Source organism: Embleya sp. NPDC055664, assembly GCF_053618075.1.
Genome location: NZ_JBSHGZ010000037.1, coordinates 38,964 through 59,719, shown reverse-complemented (window position 1 = coordinate 59,719; position 20,756 = coordinate 38,964). Strand labels below are relative to the sequence as shown.

Sequence of the window (20,756 nt, the reverse complement as noted above, 5' to 3'; positions counted from 1 at the left end):
CAGCCCCGCCGGGTGTGACATCGCGGTTTCGGCCGGCGGCCGGCACGGGCGGGCCTATGCGCTGCGGATGCGTTCGACGCCCGCGCGGCACAGGGCCGTTGCCAGGTTGTCGCGGGCCGTGGTCTGTGCGGCGATTCGGGCGTCCAGTACGGCCGGCCGGTCGAGGGCGATGCGCAGGGCGGTGCCCGACGGGGGGCGGGCGGCGACGTCGACGCCGGCGTCGAGGCAGGGCAGGAATGCCCGTACGTCGTCCAGCGTCAGGCCGACGGCGAGCAGGTCCCGGATCGACCGGACCCGGGCCACCACCCGCGCGTCGTACTCCCGGTAGCCGTTCGCGGCCCGCGCCGACTCGATCAGCCCCGCCTGCTCGTAGTGCCGCAACGCGCGCGGGGTGGTCCCGGTCGCGTCCGCCAACTCCCCGATCCGCACCCGACCCTCCCGGTCCGCCTGGACGGGTCGGCATCCCGGCCCGATCCACCCGATCCTCGCACGGCGGGTACGGGGAGGGCGGACCGGTCGAACCCCCCCGCTGTCGGCGGAACGGCCCCCGGCCTAACCCACAACCGCGCCGCCGTCGACCGGGAGCACGATGCCCGTGACGAAGGACGCGCCCGGAGCGGTCAGGGCCGTGATGGCCCACGCGATCTCCTCCGGGGCGCCGATGCGGCCCAGCGGGGTGTGGGCCAGTTGCCATGCGCGGATGGCGGCCTGCCGCTCGGGGCTCACCCCGTTGTGCTCGGCGATCGGTGTGCCGACCGCGCCCGGGGCGACCGCGACCACCCGTACGCCGCGCGGGGCCAACTCGACCGCCCAGCTGCGGGTGAGCAGTTCGAGCGCGGTTTTGGTCGCGGCGTAGAGCGAGTTGCCCGGCCACGCGCGTTGGCCGACCGACGTGGTGATGTTCACGATCACGCCGCCGGCGCGCTCCAGGAGCGGGAGTGCGGCCCGGGTGAGCAGCAGCGGGGCGATCAGGTCGGTGGCGAGCAGCGGGTCGATCGTGGCGCGGGTGTAGGCGCCCAGCCCGCCGGTGCCGACGATGCCGGCGTTGTTGACCAGGACGTCGAGCCGGCCGTGCGCCTCGGCGATGGCGCGGACGATGCGCTCGGGCTCGCCCTCGGCGGTGATGTCGGCGGTGAGCGGAGTGATCCGGGCGTGGCCCTCGGCGGTCTCGGCGAGGGGTTCGCGGCGTCGGCCGACGGCGATCACGTGCGCGCCTTCGGCGGCGTACGCGCGGGCCGTGGCCCGGCCGATGCCGGTGCCGGCGCCGGTGATCAGCACGATGCGGGGGCCGGCGGTGGGGGTTTCGGTGGTGTTCATGCGGCGATGCTCCGACCCTGCCGCCAACGGCAGGGTCGAGCGCACATCGGCCCACGCGCCGGCCCCGGACACCTCGAACACGGGTGCGGTGCGGGGACGTACCCTTGCGGATTGGTTCCCTGGCCGGCCCCTGGCCCGTGCCACCCGTAGGCGGAGGTTGTAGATGTCCCAACCCGCTCCCCGTTCGCGGCCCCGTACCCGGATCGCGATCTTCGGCGCCGGCAGCATCGGCGGCTACCTGGGCGGTCGGCTCGCCGCATTCGCCGACGTCACGCTCATCGGCCGACCGGCCCTCGCCGACGCGCTCCGGGACGGGTTGACGGTCACGGGCGGGGGCCGGCCCCCGACGGTGGTCGAACCGGAGCGGCTGACCGTGGCCACCACGCCCGACGCGGTCGCCGGCGCCGACTTCGTGCTGGTCACCGTCAAGTCGGCGGCGACCGCCGAGGCCGGCCGGGAACTGGCGGGGCGGCTGAGCCCGGCCGCGCTCGTGGTCAGCCTGCAGAACGGGGTGCGCAATCCCGCCGTGTTGCGCGCCGCGCTGCCCGCGCACACCGTGTTGGCCGGCATGGTCCCGTTCAACGTCGTACGCACCGAGCCCGCCGTGTTCCACCAGGGCACTTCGGGCGCGTTGATGATCGACGCGAACCCCCGGGCGCTGCCGCTGGTCGACGTGCTGGTCGAGGCGGGCGTACCGATCCAGGTCCGCGAGGACATGCCCGAGGTACAACACGCCAAGCTGCTGATGAACCTGAACAACGCAATCAATGCGCTGTCCGGCCTGCCGCTGCGCGACCAACTCGGCCGCCGCGACTACCGGGCCTGCCTCGCGCTGTGCCAGGGCGAGGCGCTGGCCGCCTTCCGGGCCGCGGGCATCCACCCGGCCAAGCTCGGCCCCGCCTCCGCCGCGCGCACCCGACAACTGCTCTCGCTGCCCGACCCGCTGTTCCGCCGGTTGGCGAGTTCGACCCTGCGGGTGGACGCGCAGGCGCGTTCCTCGATGTGGGAGGACCTGGAACGCGGCCGGCCCACCGAGATAGACAGCGTCCAAGGCGAGGTCCTGGCCATCGCCGAGCGCAACGGCCTGACCGCCCCGGCCAACGCGCGCCTGATCGAACTGATCCGCGAGGCCGAGGCCGCCCCGCCGGGCGAATCCCGCCACTGGAGCGGCGCGGACCTGCTCGCCGAACTCACCCGGGCGGTCGCGGCGGCCTGATCGAGGCGGCTCGAGCCATCGCGGCCCGCCTCACCACCCCCGTGCGGCCCGGATCAACCGCTGCTCCACCAGGCCCAGATGCGGGTGCTGCGCCGCGCCCGCACGGCGTACCAGGAAGCCGGTGTTGATCGGCGGGTCGTCGGGGGTGAGCAGGGGTACCAGCGCGCCGGTCGCCAGCTCGGCCGCGCACAGATAGCGCGGCAGGACGGTCAGGCCCGCGCCGGCGACCACCGCGGCCAGTACGCCGCGCAGATCCGGGACGGTGATCGCGGCACGTTCGGTGAGCCGGGTGCCGAACACGTGTCGCCAGTAGCGGCGGGCGATCGGCAGGTCCTCGGCGTAGCTGACCAGCGGGATCCCGCGCAGCGCGGCGGGGCCCTCGGCGGCGATCCGCGCCGGGTCGACCCGGCGTGCCCACACCGGCGCCGCGACCAGTACGAACTCCTCGTCCATCAGCGGTACGGCGGCCAGCGTCCGGCCGCGCGGCCGGATCGTGGCCAGCACGAGGTCGTGCCGACCCGCGCGCAACCCCTCGAGGAGGTCGTCGGTCAGCCCGGTGGCGATCCGCAGCAGCACGCCGCGCTCGATCAGCGGGACCAGCGCGGGCAGGACGAGTGTGCACAGGATGTCGGCGGGACCGGCCAGGTGCACCGGTTCGGCCGGTGGGTCGACGCCGAACCGGTCCGGCTCGGTCACCTCGGCGAGCGCGTCCAGCGGCGCCGCCACCCGCACCGCCAGGTCGTCGGCGACGGGTGTGGCCGCCACGCCCCGGGGCAGCCGCTCGAACAGCGTGCGACCCAGCCGCCGCTCCAGCGCCCGGATCTGGGTGGTGACCGTGGGCTGGGACAGGCCCAGGACCCGGGCGCCACCGGTGAACGAGCCGGCCCGGTGTACGGCCAGGAAGGTGCGCAGCAGGCTCAGGTCCAACGGGCCGCGCACGTCCGGTATCGCGGACGCCTGCGTCGGGACGGACGTCGGTGTCGGAGCGGACGTCGGCTCCGACGCCGGCTCCGCGCTCACCGATCCATCGGAATTCGCATGGCTCATGATGGAGAGCCTATTTGAACCCTGATGGGTGGGCGATCTACGTTCGACGCGACGGCGCGAGGGCGTGCCGGCCGATCGCACGAGGACGCCCGGGCATACCCCGCTCGGCCGCCCCGAATGGAGGAATGACAGATGGCGAAGATCCTGTTCGTGCTCACCGGGTCCGACCACTGGACGCTGGCCGACGGTACCCGGCATCCGACCGGCTTCTGGGCGGACGAGGCGGTCGCCCCGTTCGAGGCGTTCACCGCGGCCGGTCACGAGGTCGTGGTGGCCACGCCCGGCGGGGTGGTGCCGACCGTCGACGCGGCGAGCCTGGCCCCGGATGTGAACGGCGGTCCGGACGGGGCCGCGGAGGTCGCCGCGGGCCTGGACCGGTTCGCCGCGCTGCGCGCGCCGCTGAACCTGGCAGAGGTCGAACTCGCCGACTACGCGGCCGTGTTCTACCCGGGCGGACACGGGCCGATGGAGGACCTGGCGGTCGACGCGACGTCCGGCGCGCTGCTTGTCGCGGCGCTGGCCTCGGGCAAGCCGCTGGGTGTGGTCTGCCACGGGCCGGCGGCACTGCTGGCCACGGCGGACGCGGACGGCACGTCGCCGTTCGCCGGCCGTCGGATCACCGCGTTCACCAATGCCGAGGAGATCCAGGCGGGCTTCGGCGAGCGGGCGCACTGGCTGCTCCAGGACCGGCTGATCAACCTGGGCGTCGACTTCCGCGAGGGTGGCCCGTGGGCGCCGCACGTGGTCGTCGACGACAACCTGTACACCGGCCAGAACCCGGCCTCGGCGGCCCCGCTCGCCCGGGAGATCGTCAAGGCCCTGGGCTGATCCGGCCCGCGCGGCACGGCCCGGGGCGTGGGTGCGCCCCGGGCCGTGCCGCGCGGTCGGCATTCGCGCCCCATCAGCGCCCCATCAGCGCTCCGGCGGCGGGAAGAGCACGGTGGTGGCGGCGCCCGACGGGGAGGTGCCGATCCGGATCGACCCCGAGGCGGGCTCGGGCGGTGCGGCTTTGGGCGGCGCGGCCTCGGGCGGGGCGGGTCGGCTGCCGGCGGGGGGCGGCGCCGAGGGGTTGAGCAGCCGCGCGGTCGGGATCAGGACCGCGGTGAGGACGGCGACCACGGCGAACGAGGTGTTGAGCGAGGCGTGGTCGGCGATGGCGCCGACGATCGCGGGGGCGATCAGGCCGGACGTGTAGGTCACCGTGGCAACGCCGGCGATGGATCGGCTCGGATTGTCGCCGACCCGGCCCGCCGCGGCGAAGGTCAGCGGCAGCACCGCGGCCACCCCGACGCCGAGCAGCGCGAAGCCGAGCGCGGCGGGCAGGGGGGAGTGCGAGACGGCGACGACGACGGCGCCGACGGTGCTCAGGGCCGCGCCGGCGCGGATCGTACGGGTCACTCCGAAGCGGTCCACCACCATCCCCGAGAGCAGTCGGGCGACGGCCATCGTGCAGGCGAATCCGGTGAACGCGAGGGCCGCGACGCCGGGGGAGGCGCCGGCCACCTCCTTCAGGTGGACCGCGCTCCAGTTCGCGCCCGCACCCTCGGCGAACACCCCGCAGAAGCCGACGGCGCCGATCGCGAGTACGGCCTTGGACGGCAGTGCGAAGCGCGGTGGGGCCTCCGTGTCGGCGCCACCGCCGCCGCCGGCAGCGGCCGGCCGCGCGTCGAGCAGATTGCGGCCGGCGAACCAGCCCGTGACCGCGAGCAGCACGGCCAGGCCCGCCATGTGCAGGCGGGCGTCGAGTCCGGCGAACGCCGCCGCCGCGCCCACGCCCGCGCCGAACAGCGCGCCGGCGCTCCACATCCCGTGCAGCAGCGGCAACGTCGACCGCTTGACCCGCTGCTCGACCACGAGGCCCTGCGTGTTCATCGCGACGTCGGACATCCCGGCGCCGACGCCGAACACCAGCAGCGCCGCGCACAACCAGACCAGCCCCGGTGCGGACAGGGGCAACAGCGGCACCGCGCACCACACCGCGATCAGACACCGCAGCGCGGTCCGCCCCCCGTGCCGATGCACCAGCGACGCGGCCAACGGCATGGCGAGGGACGCCCCCACGGCAGGCGCCGCGAGCGCGACCCCCAACTGCCCCGCACTCAAATCCAGATGCCCCTGCAACCAGGGCAACCGCGCCGCGAACCCACCCCCCACGGACCCATGCACCGCAAATATCAAACAAGCCGCAACCCGAGCCCGGCCGGCCTCCTCACGCCCACCCTCGCCGTCCGCGCCCACCGGATCGGCCACCGTGCGCGCACCGCCCACCCGCGCCGCGCTCGCCGCCTCGTGTGTGTCGGTCCTCGCGGTTGCCCCCGGTTCCGCGGGTGCGTTGCCTCCCGTGCGTTCGGCGGCGGTGGGCGGGGTGTGGCAGGTGTTCGTCTCCGTCATGGCCGGAAAATTATCAGGCAGGGTTCCTGAAAGAAAGACTTTGCGTAGGATCGGTTCCCATGACAGTCACCGCCCGTACCGCCACGCCGAGCACGTGTCGTGCGATCAACGACCGCCTGGCCCTCGATCTGCTGATCGAGCACGGCCCCCTCACCGCCGCCCAGCTCAAGACGCTGACCGGGCTCTCCCGCCCGACCGTGGCGGACCTGGTCGACCGCCTCGGCAGCGCGGGACTGATCCACCTGGCCGGCGAATCGGGCACCCGCCAACGCGGCCCGAACGCGCGGCTGTACGGGATCGTCGCGGAGCGCGCCTACATCGCCGGCCTGGATGTCCGCCTGGGCGGCGTCGAGGTGGTCGTCGCCGACCTGACCGGCCGGATCGCCGCGTCCGGCACGCTCGCGATACCGGCGAACCGGGAGCCGACCCGCGCCATCGCCGACGTCCTGGCCCTGGTCGACGCCACCGCCGCCCGCGCCGGGGCCGAGACACTGCACACGTTCGGCGTCGGCGCACCCGGCCTGATCGACCCCGTCACCGGCAACCTGGGGGTGGAGGACTTCCTCCCGGCCTGGCACGCCCTCCTGCCGGCCGCGCTCCGCGACCGCGGCCGGGTGGTCCTGGAGAACGAGGCCAACCTCGCCGGCATCGCCGAACAGCGCTTCGGCGCGGCCCGCGGCCTGGACACATTCGTCCTGGTGTGGCTGGGCCAGGGGATCGGCGCCTGCGTGATGCTGGACGGCCGGCTGCGTCGCGGCATGTCGGGCGGCAGCGGCGAGTTGGGCTTCCTGCCGGTCCCGGGGACGGGTCGACTGCCGTCGCGGGTGGACTGCGAGGGCGGCTTCCAGAGCCTGGCCTCGGGCGCCGCCGTGGAGGAGTTGGCCGCCCGGCACGGCCTCACCGGTACCGCCGAGGAGTGCGTACGGGCCGCGGCGGAGCGGGACTCCGGGGCCGCTGCGGCGTTCCTCGACGAACTCGCCGACCGCGTGGCACTCGCCGCCGCCGCGCTCGCCGTCATCCTCGACCCGGGCTGCGTGGTGCTGGGCGGGGAGACCGGCCGGGCCGGCGGCACGGCCCTCGCCGGGCGGGTCGAGTCCCGACTCGCCGAGCTGACGCCCCTGCCCACCCGGGTACTCGCGGGGACCGTCCCGGGCAGCGCGATCCTGGACGGGGCGGTCCTGACCGCCCTCGACGACGCCCGCGACGCCCTGTTCGGCAGCCCACAACGCTGAGCCCGCCGGCCGCCTTGCGCCGAGCCGGGCCCGACGATCACACCCGATACGTACCCGAGAGCATGCCCGCCGGCGCCACCGCGCTCCACGCGTCGAAAAGCTCGGTGACGTTCGAGTAGCGCTCCGCCGGGTCGCGCCGGGTCGCCCGTTCGACCACCGCGAGTTGCGCCAGGGTGCCGCGCCACGCGCGTTCCTCGTCGCCCGCGTCCAGGAGCAGGCGCAGCGTGCGGCCGAGCAGGAACACGGTGCCGGCCCGGGTGACCAGCGCGCCGCGCCGACTGTGCTCGGGCGGCATGTAGCGGGTGGACCCGGACAGTCGAGCGCAGTCGAGCACGAACGGCGCGCTGCGGTACTCGTCCAGGTCGATCAGGTGCACCCGACGCGCGGGGAAGTCGTAGAGCACACAACCGTCGTACCAGTCCACCCCGACGTAGCCGGCCGCGTCGATCAGCCGGTGTGCGTCGAGGATCGCGTCCAGGGCCGCGTGTACGTCGTCCAGCGGCAGCGCCCGAAAGCGGGCCAGCGGCGAGGCCGCGCCGGTGCGCAGCAGCTTGCCCGAACGCTTGACGGTCGCGTGGTACAGCACCTCGCCGGACTGCCACGGCCCCACCGTCACGGGCACGCCGCCGGCGGTGAAGGTGTGCAGGATGGGCACGATCGCCGGGTGGCGGACATGCGCGTGCAGGTCGATCGCGCGACGCAGGCTGAGCGCGGACGCGGGGTTGGGGCCGGTCTTGACGAACCAGTTCCCCTCGGCGTGCACTCCGTAGGAGACCGCACCCGAGTCCTGGTCACCGAAGGTCGTGTGCACGGTTCCGATCGAGCGCAGGAAAGCGGCGGGATCCTGCGGGGTGTCGACGGCGTCGAGCAATGGGTGCGGCACGGCAATCGGCCTTTCCTGACGGGTGTCCGGGACCCGCCGCCCGGGGGTCGGCAGCGTGGACGGATCGAACATGTGGGCTTCGGGTCCTTATGCCGAAGGTAGCGCCCCCGGCAAGAGCGATGGGGCGTTTTCCCCGGAAGCCCCGCAGATGAGGGCCCTGGAAGCCCCGCGACAACCCCGGAAGGGAACAGGAATTCGGACACCGATGCCCCGAAAGCGACAATTGCGCAGGCACGTTGCGACCCATCGCCGTACCCACGCACAATCCGCCCGCAAGCCCGCGATGGCACCGCCACGACCCGCCCGCCTCGCCCGCACCGGCGCGACAGCGGTGCGCGTCGCCCCCGACCCGCCGACCTCGCCCTGCCGACCCCGCCCCGACGAGGCGGAGCGCGGGGCGTCCGCCGCGTTCCGCCTCGTCCGCCGCACCACGGAGGGGCCTCCCCAAAGGCGTTCCGCGGGGCTATTCAATCCGGTTCGGGCCGAACCCCGCCGGATCGATCGGCACACGATGCCGCGATCGCGTTCGGGGACGGGGGAGTTGCCGGTACACCGGATCGGACCAGCCACGACGCCGCTTCGAGCCCCTGCCACGGTAGCCCCGCCCACACCCCCTCCAACAGACGATTCCCAGACACAAGCTCACACTTCAGCCACGCCAACCCAACCCCCGACCCGGACCCGGACCCGGACCAACGTCACGCCCTGGCCGGAGTTCACCACCCGAGACCACATGCGCCCCATGAGCGCCTTCACGACGGTCAGGGCGAACAGGATCGTGTACGGATCGACCAACTGCCCTACCACCGACCCGAACCACCCCACCCGACGCGGAACACCCCCTATCCGCACATCACTTCGAGCCCAACGGTCAACGCCACGCCCTCGCGTCCCCGCCACCACCGCAGCCCACCCACGACCCGGCCCACCCCCACGGCCGCTCCCCCATGGCGCGTCAGCGCCCACGACTCGGACCGACCCTGAAGACCGACGCGCGAAGCGCGGAGAGCGGCGGAGCCGCAGAACTTGGGCCGGGTGGCCCGGAGCGAAGCGGAGGGACACCCGGCCCCGAGCGAGGGGCCGCTTTTTTCTCGGAGGAGCGATCCGATAGAGAGCGACTAGACGGACAACCCCGGGAGCCTCCCCGTGTCCGCAACCGCTCTGACCGCCCCGAAGCCATCGCAGACCCCCACCGGGGGTATGCAGACAACAACGATTCGCGGACTGCGAGCCATCCGGCTCTCAGTGCTCACAGACGAGACAACCTCGGTCGACCGGCAGCGCGACGCCAACAACCGCGCGGCGGCAACACTCGCGATCAACTTCGACGGGCGCGAAGCGTGCGACCTTGACGTCAGCGCGTCAAAGACGAGCCCGTTCGACCGGCCCGACCTCGGCGAGTGGCTGCGCAAGCCCGCCGAGTACGACGCCATCGTGTTCTGGCGCTTCGACCGTGCCATTCGGTCCATGGCGGACATGAGCAAGCTCGCCGAGTGGGCGCGCGAGCACGGAATCATGATCGTGTTCGCCGAAGGACTCGGCGGGTCCGGCCCGATGGTGTTCGACTTCCGCAACCGCGTAGACCCCATCGCCGAACTCATGCTCACCCTGTTTGCGTTCGCCGCTCAGGTCGAGTCCCAATCCACATCGGACCGCGTGACCGGCGCTCAGGCAGCCATGCGCACCATGCCGCTTCGGTGGCGCGGCGGACGTGCCCCGTTCGCCTACCGGTCCGTACCGATGCCCGCCGAGCACGGCGGCGCCGGCATGACCCTCGAACCGGACAAGTACGGGGTCGGGCTGCTTGAGCGCATGATCCGGGAACTACTCGCCGGCGCGTCCCTGCAATCCATCGCGGACGGGCTCAACGCCGACAACAAGCTGACGTGGCGCGACCACACGTCACGGTTGAAGGGGCGCCCGATCGGCGGGAAGTCCGGCGGGAAGAACGGGCGCGTGGTCGAGCGCTTCAAGTGGACCGCGAACACCATCAAGGGCGTGTTGACCTCCCCCACGTTGCTCGGGTGGAAGATGCACGAAGGTGCACCCGTGCGCGATGCGTCCGGCGCTCCGGTCATGTTCACCACGGACCCGATCCTGACCCGGGAAGAGTTCGACCGGATCGGCGCGGCAGTGACGGAGCGCTGCCACAAGTGGAACGGCGCCATGCGCCGGGACTCGGCCGACGCGTTCCTGTTGCGCGTGATCCACTGCGACGCGTGCGGCGGGCGCATGTACCGGCACCAGGGCGACGACGCGCGCCCGTATGCCATCTACTACTGCAACCCCCGCGCCCGGGGCGAGCGATGCGACCGATCGGCCATCGTTCGCGCCGAGTGGGTCGACGCCTACGTGACCGGCGAGTTCCTGCGCATCGTGGGACCGATCGAATACCGGCGCACGATCACCACACCCGGCTACGACCCGCAGCCCGAGATAGACGCAACCCTCGCCGAGTACGCCGCACTGTCGGCGCGCGAGGGACGGCAGAAGTCCAAGGCAGCCAAGGCCGAGTGGGAGCGGCAGATGACGGCGCTTGACAGTCGGCTCGCCGAGCTGGAAGCAACCCCCGCACGCCCGGCACGGGTCGAGTCCGTACCGACCGGCCGCACCTACGCCGACGATTGGCAGGAGGCAGACACGGCGGGCAGGCGCGCCATGCTGCTGGAAGCCGGCGCGAAGCTGACCGTGCGCAAGGGGCCACGCGGTCCGAAGGAACTGGACACGTCCTTGGTCGGGTTCAGCCTGACCGGCGAACTCGCGCCCGTCGTTGAGGAGTCAGAAGCGCTCGCCGACGCCGAGACCGAGCGGCCAACCGTACCCACTCACCCCGGATCCCGCGTCCGCATCGATACGCCCGCCGCTGCCGCTGTCCCATCGGCGAGCGAGCCCGTCAACCCTGTCGAGCGGGTGCCCGTAGCCGCCTAGATGCCGCTGTAGAACCCCGGAAGCTCCCGGCGGGTCCACACGATCCCCGGGGCTTCGGCATGCCCGCACATCGGCGTACATGCCTTGCTCGGCGGGGGTGACGAGGTGACGTTCAAAGAGCTGTTTCTGGGATGTCTTAAGAGATCTCTGAAGCATCCCCAGAACAGCTCTTTGAACGTCACCTCGTCACCCGGGCGGAGTGCAGGCCATCGCCGCTCTCTACAACCAGTAGCCCACGAATGCCGCGCGCAGCCCTTGGCGCACGCGCCACGGCTCCCATGTCCGCACACCATGGAGTGAATGAATGATCATCAAGGCCGAACATCACACGGAGAACCCGGATCGACGGGAGACGAAGCTTCGACTTCGCGCCGGTCTTTGGAAGTACAGCGCGGAAATGGAAGGTCTCGCGGCAAGGAGTTCCGCCGACCCGGATTTTGCCGATCGGCTGAGCCCGACCATTCGGATGTCGCTCGGGTACTACCTGAACGACAAGGAGATCGCCGCGCAGAGTGGCCGGGACGTGTCCGCCGCTGGAAACGAGGGAGTGGCCGCATGAGTTCCGAGATTGAGAAGGCCGCCGAGAAGTTTGCCAAGTTGCAAGCCCAAGCCGAGAAGGTGTCCGGCCCGCTCGCCGAAGCTCAGGCAGCGCTAGAAGCCGCACGAGGGGCGGAGGCCGAGCGGCAGACCGAGCGCCGGAAGCAGTACAGTCGTGACTACCTCAAGACATATCGGGAACGCGCCGAACAGGTCGTTGAAGCGGGCAGTGTCAGCCGAAAGAAGTTCGAGGAACTGCTAGCGAATGAGCCTTGGTTCATGGCTTTCGTGGAATACCGCGCGGCCCGTGCCAAGCGCGCAATGATCCTTGGGGCCGCTCAGAGGGCGCAAGGCGTGCTGAACGAGGTACCTACCGTGCCGGAACAGCGTTGGTACGACTCCACGCTTTTGACGGATCTCGTCAGTATCGCGGACAACATGGCGGACAGGATCGGCGGGGAGTTCTCCGAGTCTCTTGACGCCGAACTCGACGGCTATGTGAAAGGCACGGATTGACCGTGGCTGTTGATGCGTTGGACCCCGGGCCGCACGGGGATTACCCGTATTTTCCCCGGGACGCTATGGGTCGTCCCGTGTGGAGCGACACTCCCGACCCGTTGCCGGTGGTGAATGGCGGGGCTCCGATGCCGCGCGGTATCCGCCGACAGCGTTCGGTCAATGGCGACCTGGTCGTGATCGACGTGACGCCGACGGGGCCGGACGGGTTGCCGATCGATCCGCCGGTCATCGCTCCGCGGAGGGGGGCGGGTGCTTCAGGACCCGAGTAGGCATGTGAGCCCGTTCTGTTCGGTCTGTGGGCAGGGGGCGGACGTCTCGGCTCGCTGGCCGTTGACACGGCGCGAGCTGGTCTCGCGTGGCGTATCCCGCCCGGACATGCCCGGCTGCCGGCGGTCGTTCTGTGTGCCGTGCTACTCGGCCGCTGTGAAGGCGCGACGAAGGTAGACCGCCCCGGGCGAGCCTGACCCGCTCGCGACCGTGGCGAAAGGGACTCAGTGTGCGGCGCGCACCCTGCCCTAGTAGACCGGGCTGGTCGTCCGGTCGAACACGGCGGTAGTGGCGGTTCGACCCCGCCGGTCCCGCTACATGCAACCACCCCGGTACGGGCACTGAACGGCTCGTATCGGGGCGGGGTGGGCTCAGCCGACCGGTTATGGGGTGCGTCAGCGATAGAAGTCGTAGGCGTAGGTGTACATGCCTGACATGAAGTTGTCCGGGATGCCGTCCATCGATCGGGCCCCATACGCCGCAACAGCATTGCCGGACGCGTCCACCACCTTGAGCCCAGTGGGAATCGCGTTCCCGTCGGCGACGACGATCACGGGCTGACCGTCCTGGTATTCAAGTGCCAGCGTGGCCAGCACGGGCGGCGGACCCTGGACCGGCGCCGGGCCCTTTGCGGCGGGTGTCGCTTGCTCGTCAGGCATGTGTAAGTCCTCTTCCTGGTCGACCACTTGCCGACCAGCGGTGATCTTCCCATGGCACTACGTGTCCACACCCCCACTCGTTTGGAGGTACCCCCATGCCGACAGCGTGTTTGCTGAAGATCAAATGCCCCTGAGCAAATCGTCACTGACGTTTTCGAACACCAGCGAGTGGAGGTCGCATCCATAGTCCGGCCGCATGATTCGCTGCCCTAGCTCGGCGGTGTAGTAGTTCGGCGTGTAGGCAGCGACAGCGTTCCCGGCGTCGTCAACCACCGCGATCCCACCAGGGATCACCCTTCCGCCGCTGACGACAATCACGGGCTGACCATCGCGGTACTCGATCGCCAACGTGCCGACACTTTCGGGCTTGACTTCGGATCCCGGGATTGGTTTCGGGTCCGTGGCGACCGGAAGCCGAACCGGCGCCGGGCCCTTTGAGTTGGGCACCGCTTGTTCGTCAGACATGTAAGTCCCCTCTCCGGGTCGACCACTTGCCGACCAGCGGTGATCTTCCCATGGCGCTACGTGTCCACACCCCCGTTTGGAGGTACCCCCCTGCCGCGAAGACCCCGCCCCCCTTGCTCGGTTCCCGGCTGTCCCGAGCTGACCTCGGGCGGGCAGTGCCGGACACATCAGAGGGAAGCGAACCGGCGACGTGACGAGACGGCACCTCGGTACGACTCGGCCCGTTGGCGTCGCATCCGCCGTGCCTACCTGTACGCGAACCCGTGGTGTGTGCTGTGCGCCGCGCCTGCCGTCGTCGCCGACCACTTCCCGCTCAGTCGCCGTGTCCTGGTCGACCAGGGCGTGACCGACCCCGACGCACCCGAGCGTCTGCGCCCGTTGTGCGTGCGCTGCCACAACGGCGAGACCGCGAAGCATCAGCCGGGCGGCTTCGCTGCCGAGCGTCGCTCTGAGCGTGAGTCCGGGCTGAGCTGAGCGCGCAGCCCAGGCGGGGACCCCCTCCCTCCGGCCTGATTCGGCGGCAGGGAGACGAATTTCCGGCACGGCTCATTGAGCTGTTTCGGTGGGTATCTGCAACTGTGGACGCTTACAGCAATGCCCCGACCCGTTGGCCATCTGCCGGCGGGTCGGGGCATTGCTGCGTTCTTGGGTGTAACTCCGGATGCCGGAAAAGTCCGAACCCCATCGTTGCGTCGATGCACGGTGTTGCGCTTGTAATCGCGATGCTTCATTCGGGGCGTCGGTTGTATCGCTCCAAGGCTGTCTTGGATGTGGACGCGTCCTTGAAGACCAGTTCCCACGGCCCCGTGTTGACGTCGAACTCCTTGCCGAACCCGACCCACTTCCCGGACATGCGGCGACTGGTCGGCTCCACCAGCAGTTGGATTGCCCCGTGGTAGCGCGCACCTTGGTAGTAGCCGTCGCTTGCGGTCTGCTCCGTCCATGTGCCCGTGACAACGTTCCGGTCGATGGCCAGATCGAGGGTCAGCGGGGAATCCGAGGAGCCGGGCAGGCTGCGTGCCGAAAGTCGGTTGCCGTGTTGCAGCAGGACGACGTAGTGCTGTCCCACGTAAGTACCGGACCGACCGCTGGAGTAGTACTCGTAACGGCTGAGCCAGATCCCGCTGTAGCTGCCTTCGACGGCCCCTCGACCCTCGGGGAGGGGGGTGTTGCGTGCCGGCGCCACCCCGGCGGTGGAAGGTTTCAGATCATGCCCGCCGGCTCCGTCGTCGGAGACCCGTTCCGGGGGTACGGAGAGCGAGAAGCCGAGCGCACTGATCGGCAGGCCGGTGACCGACTCGAGCGCACGGGCGTATACCGGCCGTGGCGCTGCCACTTCACCCGCTTCCCACCGTTGAACGTGTCGTTTGCTGCACCCGTTGGGTTCCCCCGATCGTTCCCCGGCGTTGCGAACGGCTCGGGCCATGTCGTCCTGACTCAGAAGCAGCCCCATGCGGACTGCGCGAAGTGTGCTGTTCGGCTCCGTCATGCAGATCACGGTAGACGTGCGCACACGCTTCCGACACCGATATGCCGCCCTGAATGACGCCGGAATGCCGTCTTGTGTGTCGCTGCGCAGATCTGGCATGCGCCGCGAACATCTGCGTATGAAGCCGAATCGGCGACGGAATCGCAACCAGGTGCGGTCGGGGGACGCAGTCGTACCCCGCACGGAGGTTGTCCGAGCTGCGCAAGTTCAGCGCGTCGTTCCAGATTTGACGACGGCGCCGGACATGACTCGTCGTGTGCGTGCTCGCCGAGCTGCCGCTACCCGGACCCCAACAAGCCGCCGCGAGCGGTTCCTTGGCTGCCCTGACGTCCGGGCCCGCACCTGGACGTCAGGGCACCCGATCCCGCCGCGCCGAGCTGGTACGGCTCCCACAGTCCGGCGCGGCGGGCACCAACCCCGGGAAAGGAAACGGCGGATGCCGAAGCAGTCCGCAAGGCGCCCGACCGACTACGCCGTCACCACGGATGGTGTGGTCATCCCCGTCATCGTGCCGCGCACCCCGCCGTCCCGGGAGGAGCCCCGGCGCGTGTCCGAACCGGTCAGCGTCGGCGAGTGGGTGGCCTCACTACCGGGTCAGAACCACAACTTCCCCGCCGCTCGGGTCGACCAGGTGGTGACGTGCGCCGGGCTCGTCGGCGACCGGGTGTAGATGGTCTTCCCCGCCGGAAGCGGCATGCCGTGCACGGTCCGGGAGTCCGAGGTCTACCGGGTCGACCCGCCGCGCCAATCGGCGGATTGACGCCCCGAATCGGCGGCTTCTGCCCCCACTCACTCACTGAAGAAAGTGCGCCATGAGCGATAAATGTCCCGGCGCTGCGGACGGCGTTCACGACTACCAGCCGCACGGCCAGACGCAGTTGGGCATCACGCCGATGAAGTGCACGAACTGTCCGGCCACTTACAACAGGCTCGAATGACCCAACTGGGCCCATAGACGGGTGTCTGTCCGGCGGGACGGCACCTGACCCGCGTACGGCCGATCCGTGCGCGGCAGGGGGCAGGGTGAACCGGCAACCTCCGTCCACCGTTGGCCGGACCCCTGCCCCACCCAACCGGAAAGGAGAGAGCACGTGTCGGTGTGGCGTGAGTTCTCGCCGGCGGGGCGCCGGACTCCGTCCATCGGTGCCGGCGTGCGGCATATGGATTTCGCCGTCCGGCCCGATCAGGACCCGCCGTATCCGCCCGGGGTGCTCATGGATACGCGACCGAACACGCAAACGGGGGTGCTCTGGGGCATCGTGCAACCCCACGTGATGCACCGATCCAAGTGGACGGCACCACTGTCCAGGCTGACGGCGGACACGACCCGGCCGGATTCCGGCGGATCCGTCCACGCGCAACCCCTTGTCCCCGCAAGCGTCCGGCGTGCCGATCGTCCGGACCACCCCACGGGGACCTGAGACCACCCGCCGGCGGAAACGGAACAGCCTCACCCCTTATGGGTATTCGGCGTCCCGCAACAGGCGGGCAGGCACAGCATGGATACCGACTCGACAACTCGGGAGGTACGGCAATGGGACAGCACAACAAGCCCGGCGACGACGGAGACAGCAAGACCCCCCTTCGGGAGCGGGACGGCCAAGTACCCCCGCCCAAGCCCGCGCCGGACAAGGACAAGGACAAGTGACCGAAGTCGATTGGGATCGGGTGTTCACAGCGGTCCCCCGGCGTCCGTACATCCCTGATGTGGTGTGGACGGACGCCGACGAACCGATCAACCGCGAGACGAACCCGGACGCGTGGGCGGACGCTGTAGCGGCGGACATCCCTCTCGTCACCCAAATGGATGACGGAGCGGAAGGGGGCGGACTGTTCCCGTCGTCGTCCGCGTCGATGCCGTCCCTGGTTCGGCTCATGCTCGAACAACTCGACATCCGTCCGGATCACCGCGTCCTCGAAGTCGGGACCGGCACCGGATGGAACGCCGCGCTGTTGGCCACTGCACTGACGGACGGCGGGGTGATCTCGATGGAGGTGGACCCGGCCCTTGCGGTACAGGCGAAAGAGAACCTGTTTGCCTGCGACGCAGAGCCGTTCGTAATCGTGGGCGACGGATTGCGGGGGTACCCGGACGGCGCGCCGTACGACCGCCTCATCGCGACCATGGCGGTTCAGCACGTCCCGTACGAGTGGCCGGAGCAAGTGAAGCCCGGCGGTGTGATCCTCACGCCCTGGGGAACCGCGTTCCACAACAGCGGGCTTCTACGCCTTGTCGTCAACGGCGACGGCACGGCAAGCGGCCCGTTCGTGGGCAGCGTGAACTTCATGTGGGCACGGTCGCAACGACGTCGGTTCGACACCCGCGAGTTCGTCGGCGACGTCATCGCGGACCCGGACACCAAGAGGGTTCGACACACCACGACCGACCCGCGACCCATGCGGGAAGAACATGCCGAGTTCGCAATCGGGCTCTGCCTGCCCGAGGTCGAACAACGCGTGTACTTCGGGCACGGCGATACGGCAGGCGAGTACACGCAATGGCTCAGTGACGGACTGTCCTGGGCATCGGTGGACTACAAGCCCGGGGCCGACAAGTTCGAGGTGAACGAAAATGGTCCGCGCGACTTGTGGGCGGAAGCCGAGACAGCATTCAAGGATTGGTGCAGCCGGGGAGAACCGACCCGGGAACAGCACGGAGTGACCGTAACCCCGGACGGTCAGCGCACTTGGTGCGACGGACCGAACGGGCGGGTTGACGTCGGACCGGCGTCCGGCGTTTAGCACCGTGTCAGCCCCGGCCCAAAGCAACACGGGTCGGGGCTGATCGCTTCCTGGGCAGCACCCGCCCCGCCGATCACTCCGACGGGTTGACCTCGGCGCCCTGGTCGCGCATGACGTACGTCCCCATTCCCTTGACGCGGTACGCCCGACCACTCTCGATCAACGTCTCAACGGCCTTGTGCGCCGTTCGGCGGGTCACGCCCCACTGCTCCATGAGTTCGTTCTCGGACGGGATACGTCGATCAGCCGGCCATTCAGCACCCGGGGTGTCCATTGCCCTGGTCAGTGCCGCCGCAATCTGTTGCGAGGGAGGCACGGGCGAGTCTCGATCAATCGACGGCATGCCCGCATCGTAGTGACCGGCACGTCTGGGCTCACCCGGGTACATGGGGGTATGTCAGGGCACTGCCGGATGCTTGGGTGTACAAGGGGGTACAACCTCGGTTAACGTCAGTGAAAAACGAAAGCCCCGGCGACCGCGCCAACGGTCCCGGGAGTGGCCCTCAGCAAGCTCGTTACAGGAGCTGAAGACATGACGAATCCTATTGCCCGCGCGCTCGAATGGGTGTTGCGACTCCTCACCCCTCGATCGGCGACCGGCGCACACCGCGCCCGCCCCATCTCCCGACCCAAGCCGACCCACCCCAGCCCGACCGGACCGGGCAACCGGGGGACTGCGACTGCCCTGGTATGGCGCCCGATCGCCCCGCCGGCGCCCGTAGCCGTCGTTATCCCCGATCGCCGCTCCAACCCGGTTCTTGAGCCTGTTGCAACCCCCGACCCGGCGCCGAATCCGACCCGGAATACGTGATCGTCCGTCCGTACATCACGGCCTTCGAAAGCGAGCGAGCCGAGCGGCAAGCCAAGGAAGACGCAGAGTGGGCACGCATCAATGAGCAGCGCGAGCGGGAAGCCGAGGAGCGAGCACGGCGCAGTGCCGCCCACGCATGGGAGGCAGCCCTACAACAGGCGCGCCGAGATGCCGCCGATGCCGCCCGTGCCGGATGGGACCTTGACTACCCGATCGTCACGCCGGGGGTGGCGTACGTATGATCCCCGCCCCGTCCTACCGCCACTGCTGCCGCTGTGACAGCACAACCGACCTGGTTCCGGTGCAGGTGATCGAGTCCGGGCGCGGTGCATCCGGGTGGACCTTGTACGGCTGCACCGAGCACGCCCCGGCGTTCCCGCCGCTGCCGCAGCCTGACCCGGGCTTCCTGCCCGAGCGTGACCCGCTGCCGCCCGTAACGCTCGCGTTCTAGCTCGGCCCCGCCCCGTCCGGCCACCCGATGCCGGGCGGGGCTCTTTCAGACCACTCCCGTCTAGTAGCTCTCGTTCGGCGAAGCGGGGAGAGAAAAAAGTGGTGCCTCGCGAGCCGGCGCGAAGCGCCCAAAAAAGGCAACGCTGCACACGCGACTCCGGTGCCCCGTTGCGCCGCACACGCGACCTCGGCGCGCTCCCCTCGGCTCATCTCGCGACCCCAGCCCCGCCCCTGCTCAACCCGCGACCCCCGCCCGCCGCTTCGCGCATGCCACGACTCCGGCCTCCCGACGTACTCGCCCGGCCACTCGACCGCCGCGACCCGCCCATTCCGCTCAGAGCGGCGCATCGGCGGTCGAGCATCTTCGGCTCATCGGCGGGTGCGCAGACCCCGACTGCCACGGGTCACGTCTCCGCTGCGCAACACCTCCGGCGGCCCGGGCGTTCGCACCGACGGGAACACCGGAAACCTCACCACGGCGTCGGGCGCGCGCTATGCTCGGGGGATGCATCGTGTATCGGGTACGAGTTGGTGGCGCTCCGCGTAGGAGCGACCGCCCATTCGGGCCTGACCAGGGTCGTTCGTACGGACGGCCCTTTTTTCGTGTCCCGAAGTGGGAGGCGGGCGGGTGTCGTTCCGGCGGCGGCCCGCCGACCACCCACCGGGAGACGGATCATGAACGACCTGCTCGACACCACCACGGCCGGCACGGCCGTCGGCGCGACCACCCCCACCACACCGACCGACGCCATCGGTACCTCCGCCGCGCAGCTTCGCAGCGCCGAACTGGAGGAGCGGATCCGACACGAGCCCGGCCGGTTTCGGGTGCTCACCGGCGACCGGCCGACCGGCCCCCTCCACCTCGGGCACTACTTCGGCACCCTGCACAACCGGGTGCGGCTCCAGGACCTCGGCGTCGAGGGATTCCTCATCATCGCCGACTACCAGGTACTGACCGACCGGGACGTCGCCGAGCGCCTGGTCGAATACGTCGAGGGCCTGGTGCTCGACTACCTGGCCATCGGGATCGACCCCGACCGCACCACCATCTTCACGCACAGCGCGATCCCGGCGCTGAACCAACTCTTGCTGCCGTTCCTCAGCCTCGTCTCGGTCGCCGAGCTGAACCGCAATCCGACCGTCAAGGACGAGATCGCGCACTCGCGGCAGGCCGCCGTCAGCGGGCTGATGTTCACCTACCCCGCCCATCAGGCCGCCGACATCCTGTTCTGCAAGGGCAATCTCGTCCCGGTCGGCCAGGACCAGTTGCCGCACGTCGAACTCACCCGGTCCATCGCCCGCCGGTTCAACGACCGCTACCCGACGGGCGGCCGGCCGGTCTTCCCCGTGCCCGACGCGCTGCTGTCGGCCGCGCCGCTGCTGCTGGGCACCGACGGCACCAAGATGAGCAAGAGCCGGGGCAACGCGATCCCGCTCGGGGCGAGCGCGGACGAGACGGCCCGGCTGATCCGCGTGGCCCGGACCGACGCCGACCGGCACATCACCTACGACCCCGTCGCCCGGCCCGGCGTGGCCGGCCTGGTGTTGTTGGCCGCGCTGTGCCAGGGGCGCGACCCGCACGAGGTGGCCGAGGAGATCGGCGCCGCCGGAGCCGCTGCGCTGAAGCGGACCGTCACCGAGGCGGTGAACGAGTTCCTGGCCCCGATCCGGGCCCGGCGCGCCGAATTCGCCCGCGATCCCGAGCAGGTCCGGCGCGTGTTGCGGGCCGGCAACGAGCGGGCGAACGCGGTGGCCGACGAGACGTTGCGCGAGGTCCGAACGGCGATGCGCAGCATGTACTGA

Annotated in this window: 19 protein-coding genes; 10 read left to right on the top strand and 9 right to left on the bottom strand. The window is 70.5% G+C overall.

Annotation, left to right across the window (positions count from 1 at the left end; genetic code table 11):
* Positions 1-54: 54 nt before the first annotated feature.
* Together ACWGR4_RS38985 and ACWGR4_RS38980 are read right to left on the bottom strand one after the other, a co-directional pair.
* On the bottom strand, positions 55-429 hold the full coding sequence (locus tag ACWGR4_RS38985; protein ID WP_452132339.1) for a MerR family transcriptional regulator: 375 nt from the start codon (positions 427-429) through the stop codon (positions 55-57).
* Positions 430-552: 123 nt separating this feature from the next.
* On the bottom strand, positions 553-1,317 hold the full coding sequence (locus tag ACWGR4_RS38980) for an SDR family NAD(P)-dependent oxidoreductase (RefSeq protein WP_452132338.1): 765 nt from the start codon (positions 1,315-1,317) through the stop codon (positions 553-555).
* Between the two features lie 163 nt (positions 1,318-1,480).
* On the opposite strand from ACWGR4_RS38980, the gene ACWGR4_RS38975 reads away from it, so the two are divergent.
* A complete protein-coding gene (locus ACWGR4_RS38975) occupies positions 1,481-2,533 on the top strand; it encodes a 2-dehydropantoate 2-reductase (protein WP_452132337.1) in 1,053 nt (350 codons plus the stop codon).
* A gap of 30 nt (positions 2,534-2,563) precedes the next feature.
* On the opposite strand, the gene ACWGR4_RS38970 is transcribed toward ACWGR4_RS38975, so the two are convergent.
* On the bottom strand, positions 2,564-3,580 hold the full coding sequence (locus ACWGR4_RS38970; protein WP_452132336.1) for a LysR family transcriptional regulator: 1,017 nt from the start codon (positions 3,578-3,580) through the stop codon (positions 2,564-2,566).
* A gap of 132 nt (positions 3,581-3,712) precedes the next feature.
* On the opposite strand from ACWGR4_RS38970, the gene ACWGR4_RS38965 reads away from it, so the two are divergent.
* Positions 3,713-4,408, top strand: a complete 696-nt coding sequence (locus ACWGR4_RS38965; protein WP_380003598.1) for a type 1 glutamine amidotransferase domain-containing protein — start codon at positions 3,713-3,715, stop codon at positions 4,406-4,408.
* 84 nt (positions 4,409-4,492) lie between these two features.
* Here ACWGR4_RS38965 and ACWGR4_RS38960 read toward each other — a convergent pair whose 3' ends face one another.
* A complete protein-coding gene (locus ACWGR4_RS38960; protein ID WP_452134060.1) occupies positions 4,493-5,746 on the bottom strand; it encodes an MFS transporter in 1,254 nt (417 codons plus the stop codon).
* A 284-nt stretch (positions 5,747-6,030) separates the two neighbouring features.
* Here ACWGR4_RS38960 and ACWGR4_RS38955 point away from each other — a divergent pair, with 284 nt between their 5' ends.
* Positions 6,031-7,203 carry an ROK family transcriptional regulator gene (locus ACWGR4_RS38955; protein ID WP_452134061.1) on the top strand — a complete coding sequence of 391 codons (1,173 nt, stop codon included), beginning with the start codon at positions 6,031-6,033 and terminating at the stop codon, positions 7,201-7,203.
* A 37-nt stretch (positions 7,204-7,240) separates the two neighbouring features.
* Here ACWGR4_RS38955 and ACWGR4_RS38950 read toward each other — a convergent pair whose 3' ends face one another.
* Positions 7,241-8,158, bottom strand: coding sequence for a serine/threonine-protein kinase (locus tag ACWGR4_RS38950; protein ID WP_380003601.1), 918 nt, complete (start codon positions 8,156-8,158; stop codon positions 7,241-7,243).
* Positions 8,159-9,232: 1,074 nt separating this feature from the next.
* Here ACWGR4_RS38950 and ACWGR4_RS38945 point away from each other — a divergent pair.
* The 3 genes from ACWGR4_RS38945 to ACWGR4_RS38935 all read left to right on the top strand — a co-directional run bounded on the left by ACWGR4_RS38945 (position 9,233) and on the right by ACWGR4_RS38935 (position 12,067).
* Complete coding sequence (locus ACWGR4_RS38945) at positions 9,233-11,014, top strand: recombinase family protein (protein ID WP_452134132.1); 1,782 nt, start codon at positions 9,233-9,235, stop codon at positions 11,012-11,014.
* Between the two features lie 304 nt (positions 11,015-11,318).
* A complete protein-coding gene (locus ACWGR4_RS38940; protein ID WP_452134121.1) occupies positions 11,319-11,573 on the top strand; it encodes a hypothetical protein in 255 nt (84 codons plus the stop codon).
* Positions 11,570-12,067, top strand: a complete 498-nt coding sequence (locus tag ACWGR4_RS38935) for a hypothetical protein (protein ID WP_452134120.1) — start codon at positions 11,570-11,572, stop codon at positions 12,065-12,067. The genes ACWGR4_RS38940 and ACWGR4_RS38935 overlap by 4 nt, the downstream gene beginning before the upstream one ends.
* Before the next feature lie 665 nt (positions 12,068-12,732).
* On the opposite strand, the gene ACWGR4_RS38930 is transcribed toward ACWGR4_RS38935, so the two are convergent.
* From ACWGR4_RS38930 to ACWGR4_RS38920, 3 genes are all read right to left on the bottom strand, one after another.
* Complete coding sequence (locus ACWGR4_RS38930; protein WP_452134119.1) at positions 12,733-12,996, bottom strand: hypothetical protein; 264 nt, start codon at positions 12,994-12,996, stop codon at positions 12,733-12,735.
* Between the two features lie 120 nt (positions 12,997-13,116).
* Complete coding sequence (locus ACWGR4_RS38925; protein ID WP_452134118.1) at positions 13,117-13,461, bottom strand: hypothetical protein; 345 nt, start codon at positions 13,459-13,461, stop codon at positions 13,117-13,119.
* Positions 13,462-14,188: 727 nt separating this feature from the next.
* Positions 14,189-14,950, bottom strand: a complete 762-nt coding sequence (locus tag ACWGR4_RS38920; protein ID WP_452130933.1) for an XRE family transcriptional regulator — start codon at positions 14,948-14,950, stop codon at positions 14,189-14,191.
* Positions 14,951-15,386: 436 nt separating this feature from the next.
* Between ACWGR4_RS38920 and ACWGR4_RS38915 the strand changes: the two genes are divergently transcribed.
* Complete coding sequence (locus ACWGR4_RS38915; RefSeq protein ID WP_452130932.1) at positions 15,387-15,620, top strand: hypothetical protein; 234 nt, start codon at positions 15,387-15,389, stop codon at positions 15,618-15,620.
* Between the two features lie 974 nt (positions 15,621-16,594).
* Complete coding sequence (locus ACWGR4_RS38910) at positions 16,595-17,692, top strand: hypothetical protein (protein ID WP_452130931.1); 1,098 nt, start codon at positions 16,595-16,597, stop codon at positions 17,690-17,692.
* A gap of 73 nt (positions 17,693-17,765) precedes the next feature.
* On the opposite strand, the gene ACWGR4_RS38905 is transcribed toward ACWGR4_RS38910, so the two are convergent.
* A complete protein-coding gene (locus ACWGR4_RS38905; RefSeq protein WP_452130930.1) occupies positions 17,766-18,035 on the bottom strand; it encodes a GntR family transcriptional regulator in 270 nt (89 codons plus the stop codon).
* 464 nt (positions 18,036-18,499) lie between these two features.
* Between ACWGR4_RS38905 and ACWGR4_RS38900 the strand changes: the two genes are divergently transcribed.
* A complete protein-coding gene (locus ACWGR4_RS38900) occupies positions 18,500-18,745 on the top strand; it encodes a hypothetical protein (protein WP_452130929.1) in 246 nt (81 codons plus the stop codon).
* Between the two features lie 883 nt (positions 18,746-19,628).
* Positions 19,629-20,756 carry a tryptophan--tRNA ligase gene (gene trpS, locus ACWGR4_RS38895; RefSeq protein ID WP_452130928.1) on the top strand — a complete coding sequence of 376 codons (1,128 nt, stop codon included), beginning with the start codon at positions 19,629-19,631 and terminating at the stop codon, positions 20,754-20,756.

What these genes read in the sequence shown, in the direction of transcription:
- ACWGR4_RS38980 (WP_452132338.1), bottom strand. Translation starts at nt 1,317, where the DNA reads ATGAACACCACCGAAACCCCCACCGCCGGCCCCCGCATCGTGCTGATC.
- ACWGR4_RS38975 (WP_452132337.1), top strand. Translation starts at nt 1,481, where the DNA reads ATGTCCCAACCCGCTCCCCGTTCGCGGCCCCGTACCCGGATCGCGATC.
- ACWGR4_RS38970 (WP_452132336.1), bottom strand. Translation starts at nt 3,580, where the DNA reads ATGAGCCATGCGAATTCCGATGGATCGGTGAGCGCGGAGCCGGCGTCG.
- ACWGR4_RS38965 (WP_380003598.1), top strand. Translation starts at nt 3,713, where the DNA reads ATGGCGAAGATCCTGTTCGTGCTCACCGGGTCCGACCACTGGACGCTG.
- ACWGR4_RS38955 (WP_452134061.1), top strand. Translation starts at nt 6,031, where the DNA reads ATGACAGTCACCGCCCGTACCGCCACGCCGAGCACGTGTCGTGCGATC.
- ACWGR4_RS38950 (WP_380003601.1), bottom strand. Translation starts at nt 8,158, where the DNA reads ATGTTCGATCCGTCCACGCTGCCGACCCCCGGGCGGCGGGTCCCGGAC.
- ACWGR4_RS38940 (WP_452134121.1), top strand. Translation starts at nt 11,319, where the DNA reads ATGATCATCAAGGCCGAACATCACACGGAGAACCCGGATCGACGGGAG.
- ACWGR4_RS38935 (WP_452134120.1), top strand. Translation starts at nt 11,570, where the DNA reads ATGAGTTCCGAGATTGAGAAGGCCGCCGAGAAGTTTGCCAAGTTGCAA.
- ACWGR4_RS38930 (WP_452134119.1), bottom strand. Translation starts at nt 12,996, where the DNA reads ATGCCTGACGAGCAAGCGACACCCGCCGCAAAGGGCCCGGCGCCGGTC.
- ACWGR4_RS38925 (WP_452134118.1), bottom strand. Translation starts at nt 13,461, where the DNA reads ATGTCTGACGAACAAGCGGTGCCCAACTCAAAGGGCCCGGCGCCGGTT.
- ACWGR4_RS38920 (WP_452130933.1), bottom strand. Translation starts at nt 14,950, where the DNA reads ATGACGGAGCCGAACAGCACACTTCGCGCAGTCCGCATGGGGCTGCTT.
- ACWGR4_RS38915 (WP_452130932.1), top strand. Translation starts at nt 15,387, where the DNA reads ATGCCGAAGCAGTCCGCAAGGCGCCCGACCGACTACGCCGTCACCACG.
- ACWGR4_RS38905 (WP_452130930.1), bottom strand. Translation starts at nt 18,035, where the DNA reads ATGCCGTCGATTGATCGAGACTCGCCCGTGCCTCCCTCGCAACAGATT.
- trpS (WP_452130928.1), top strand. Translation starts at nt 19,629, where the DNA reads ATGAACGACCTGCTCGACACCACCACGGCCGGCACGGCCGTCGGCGCG.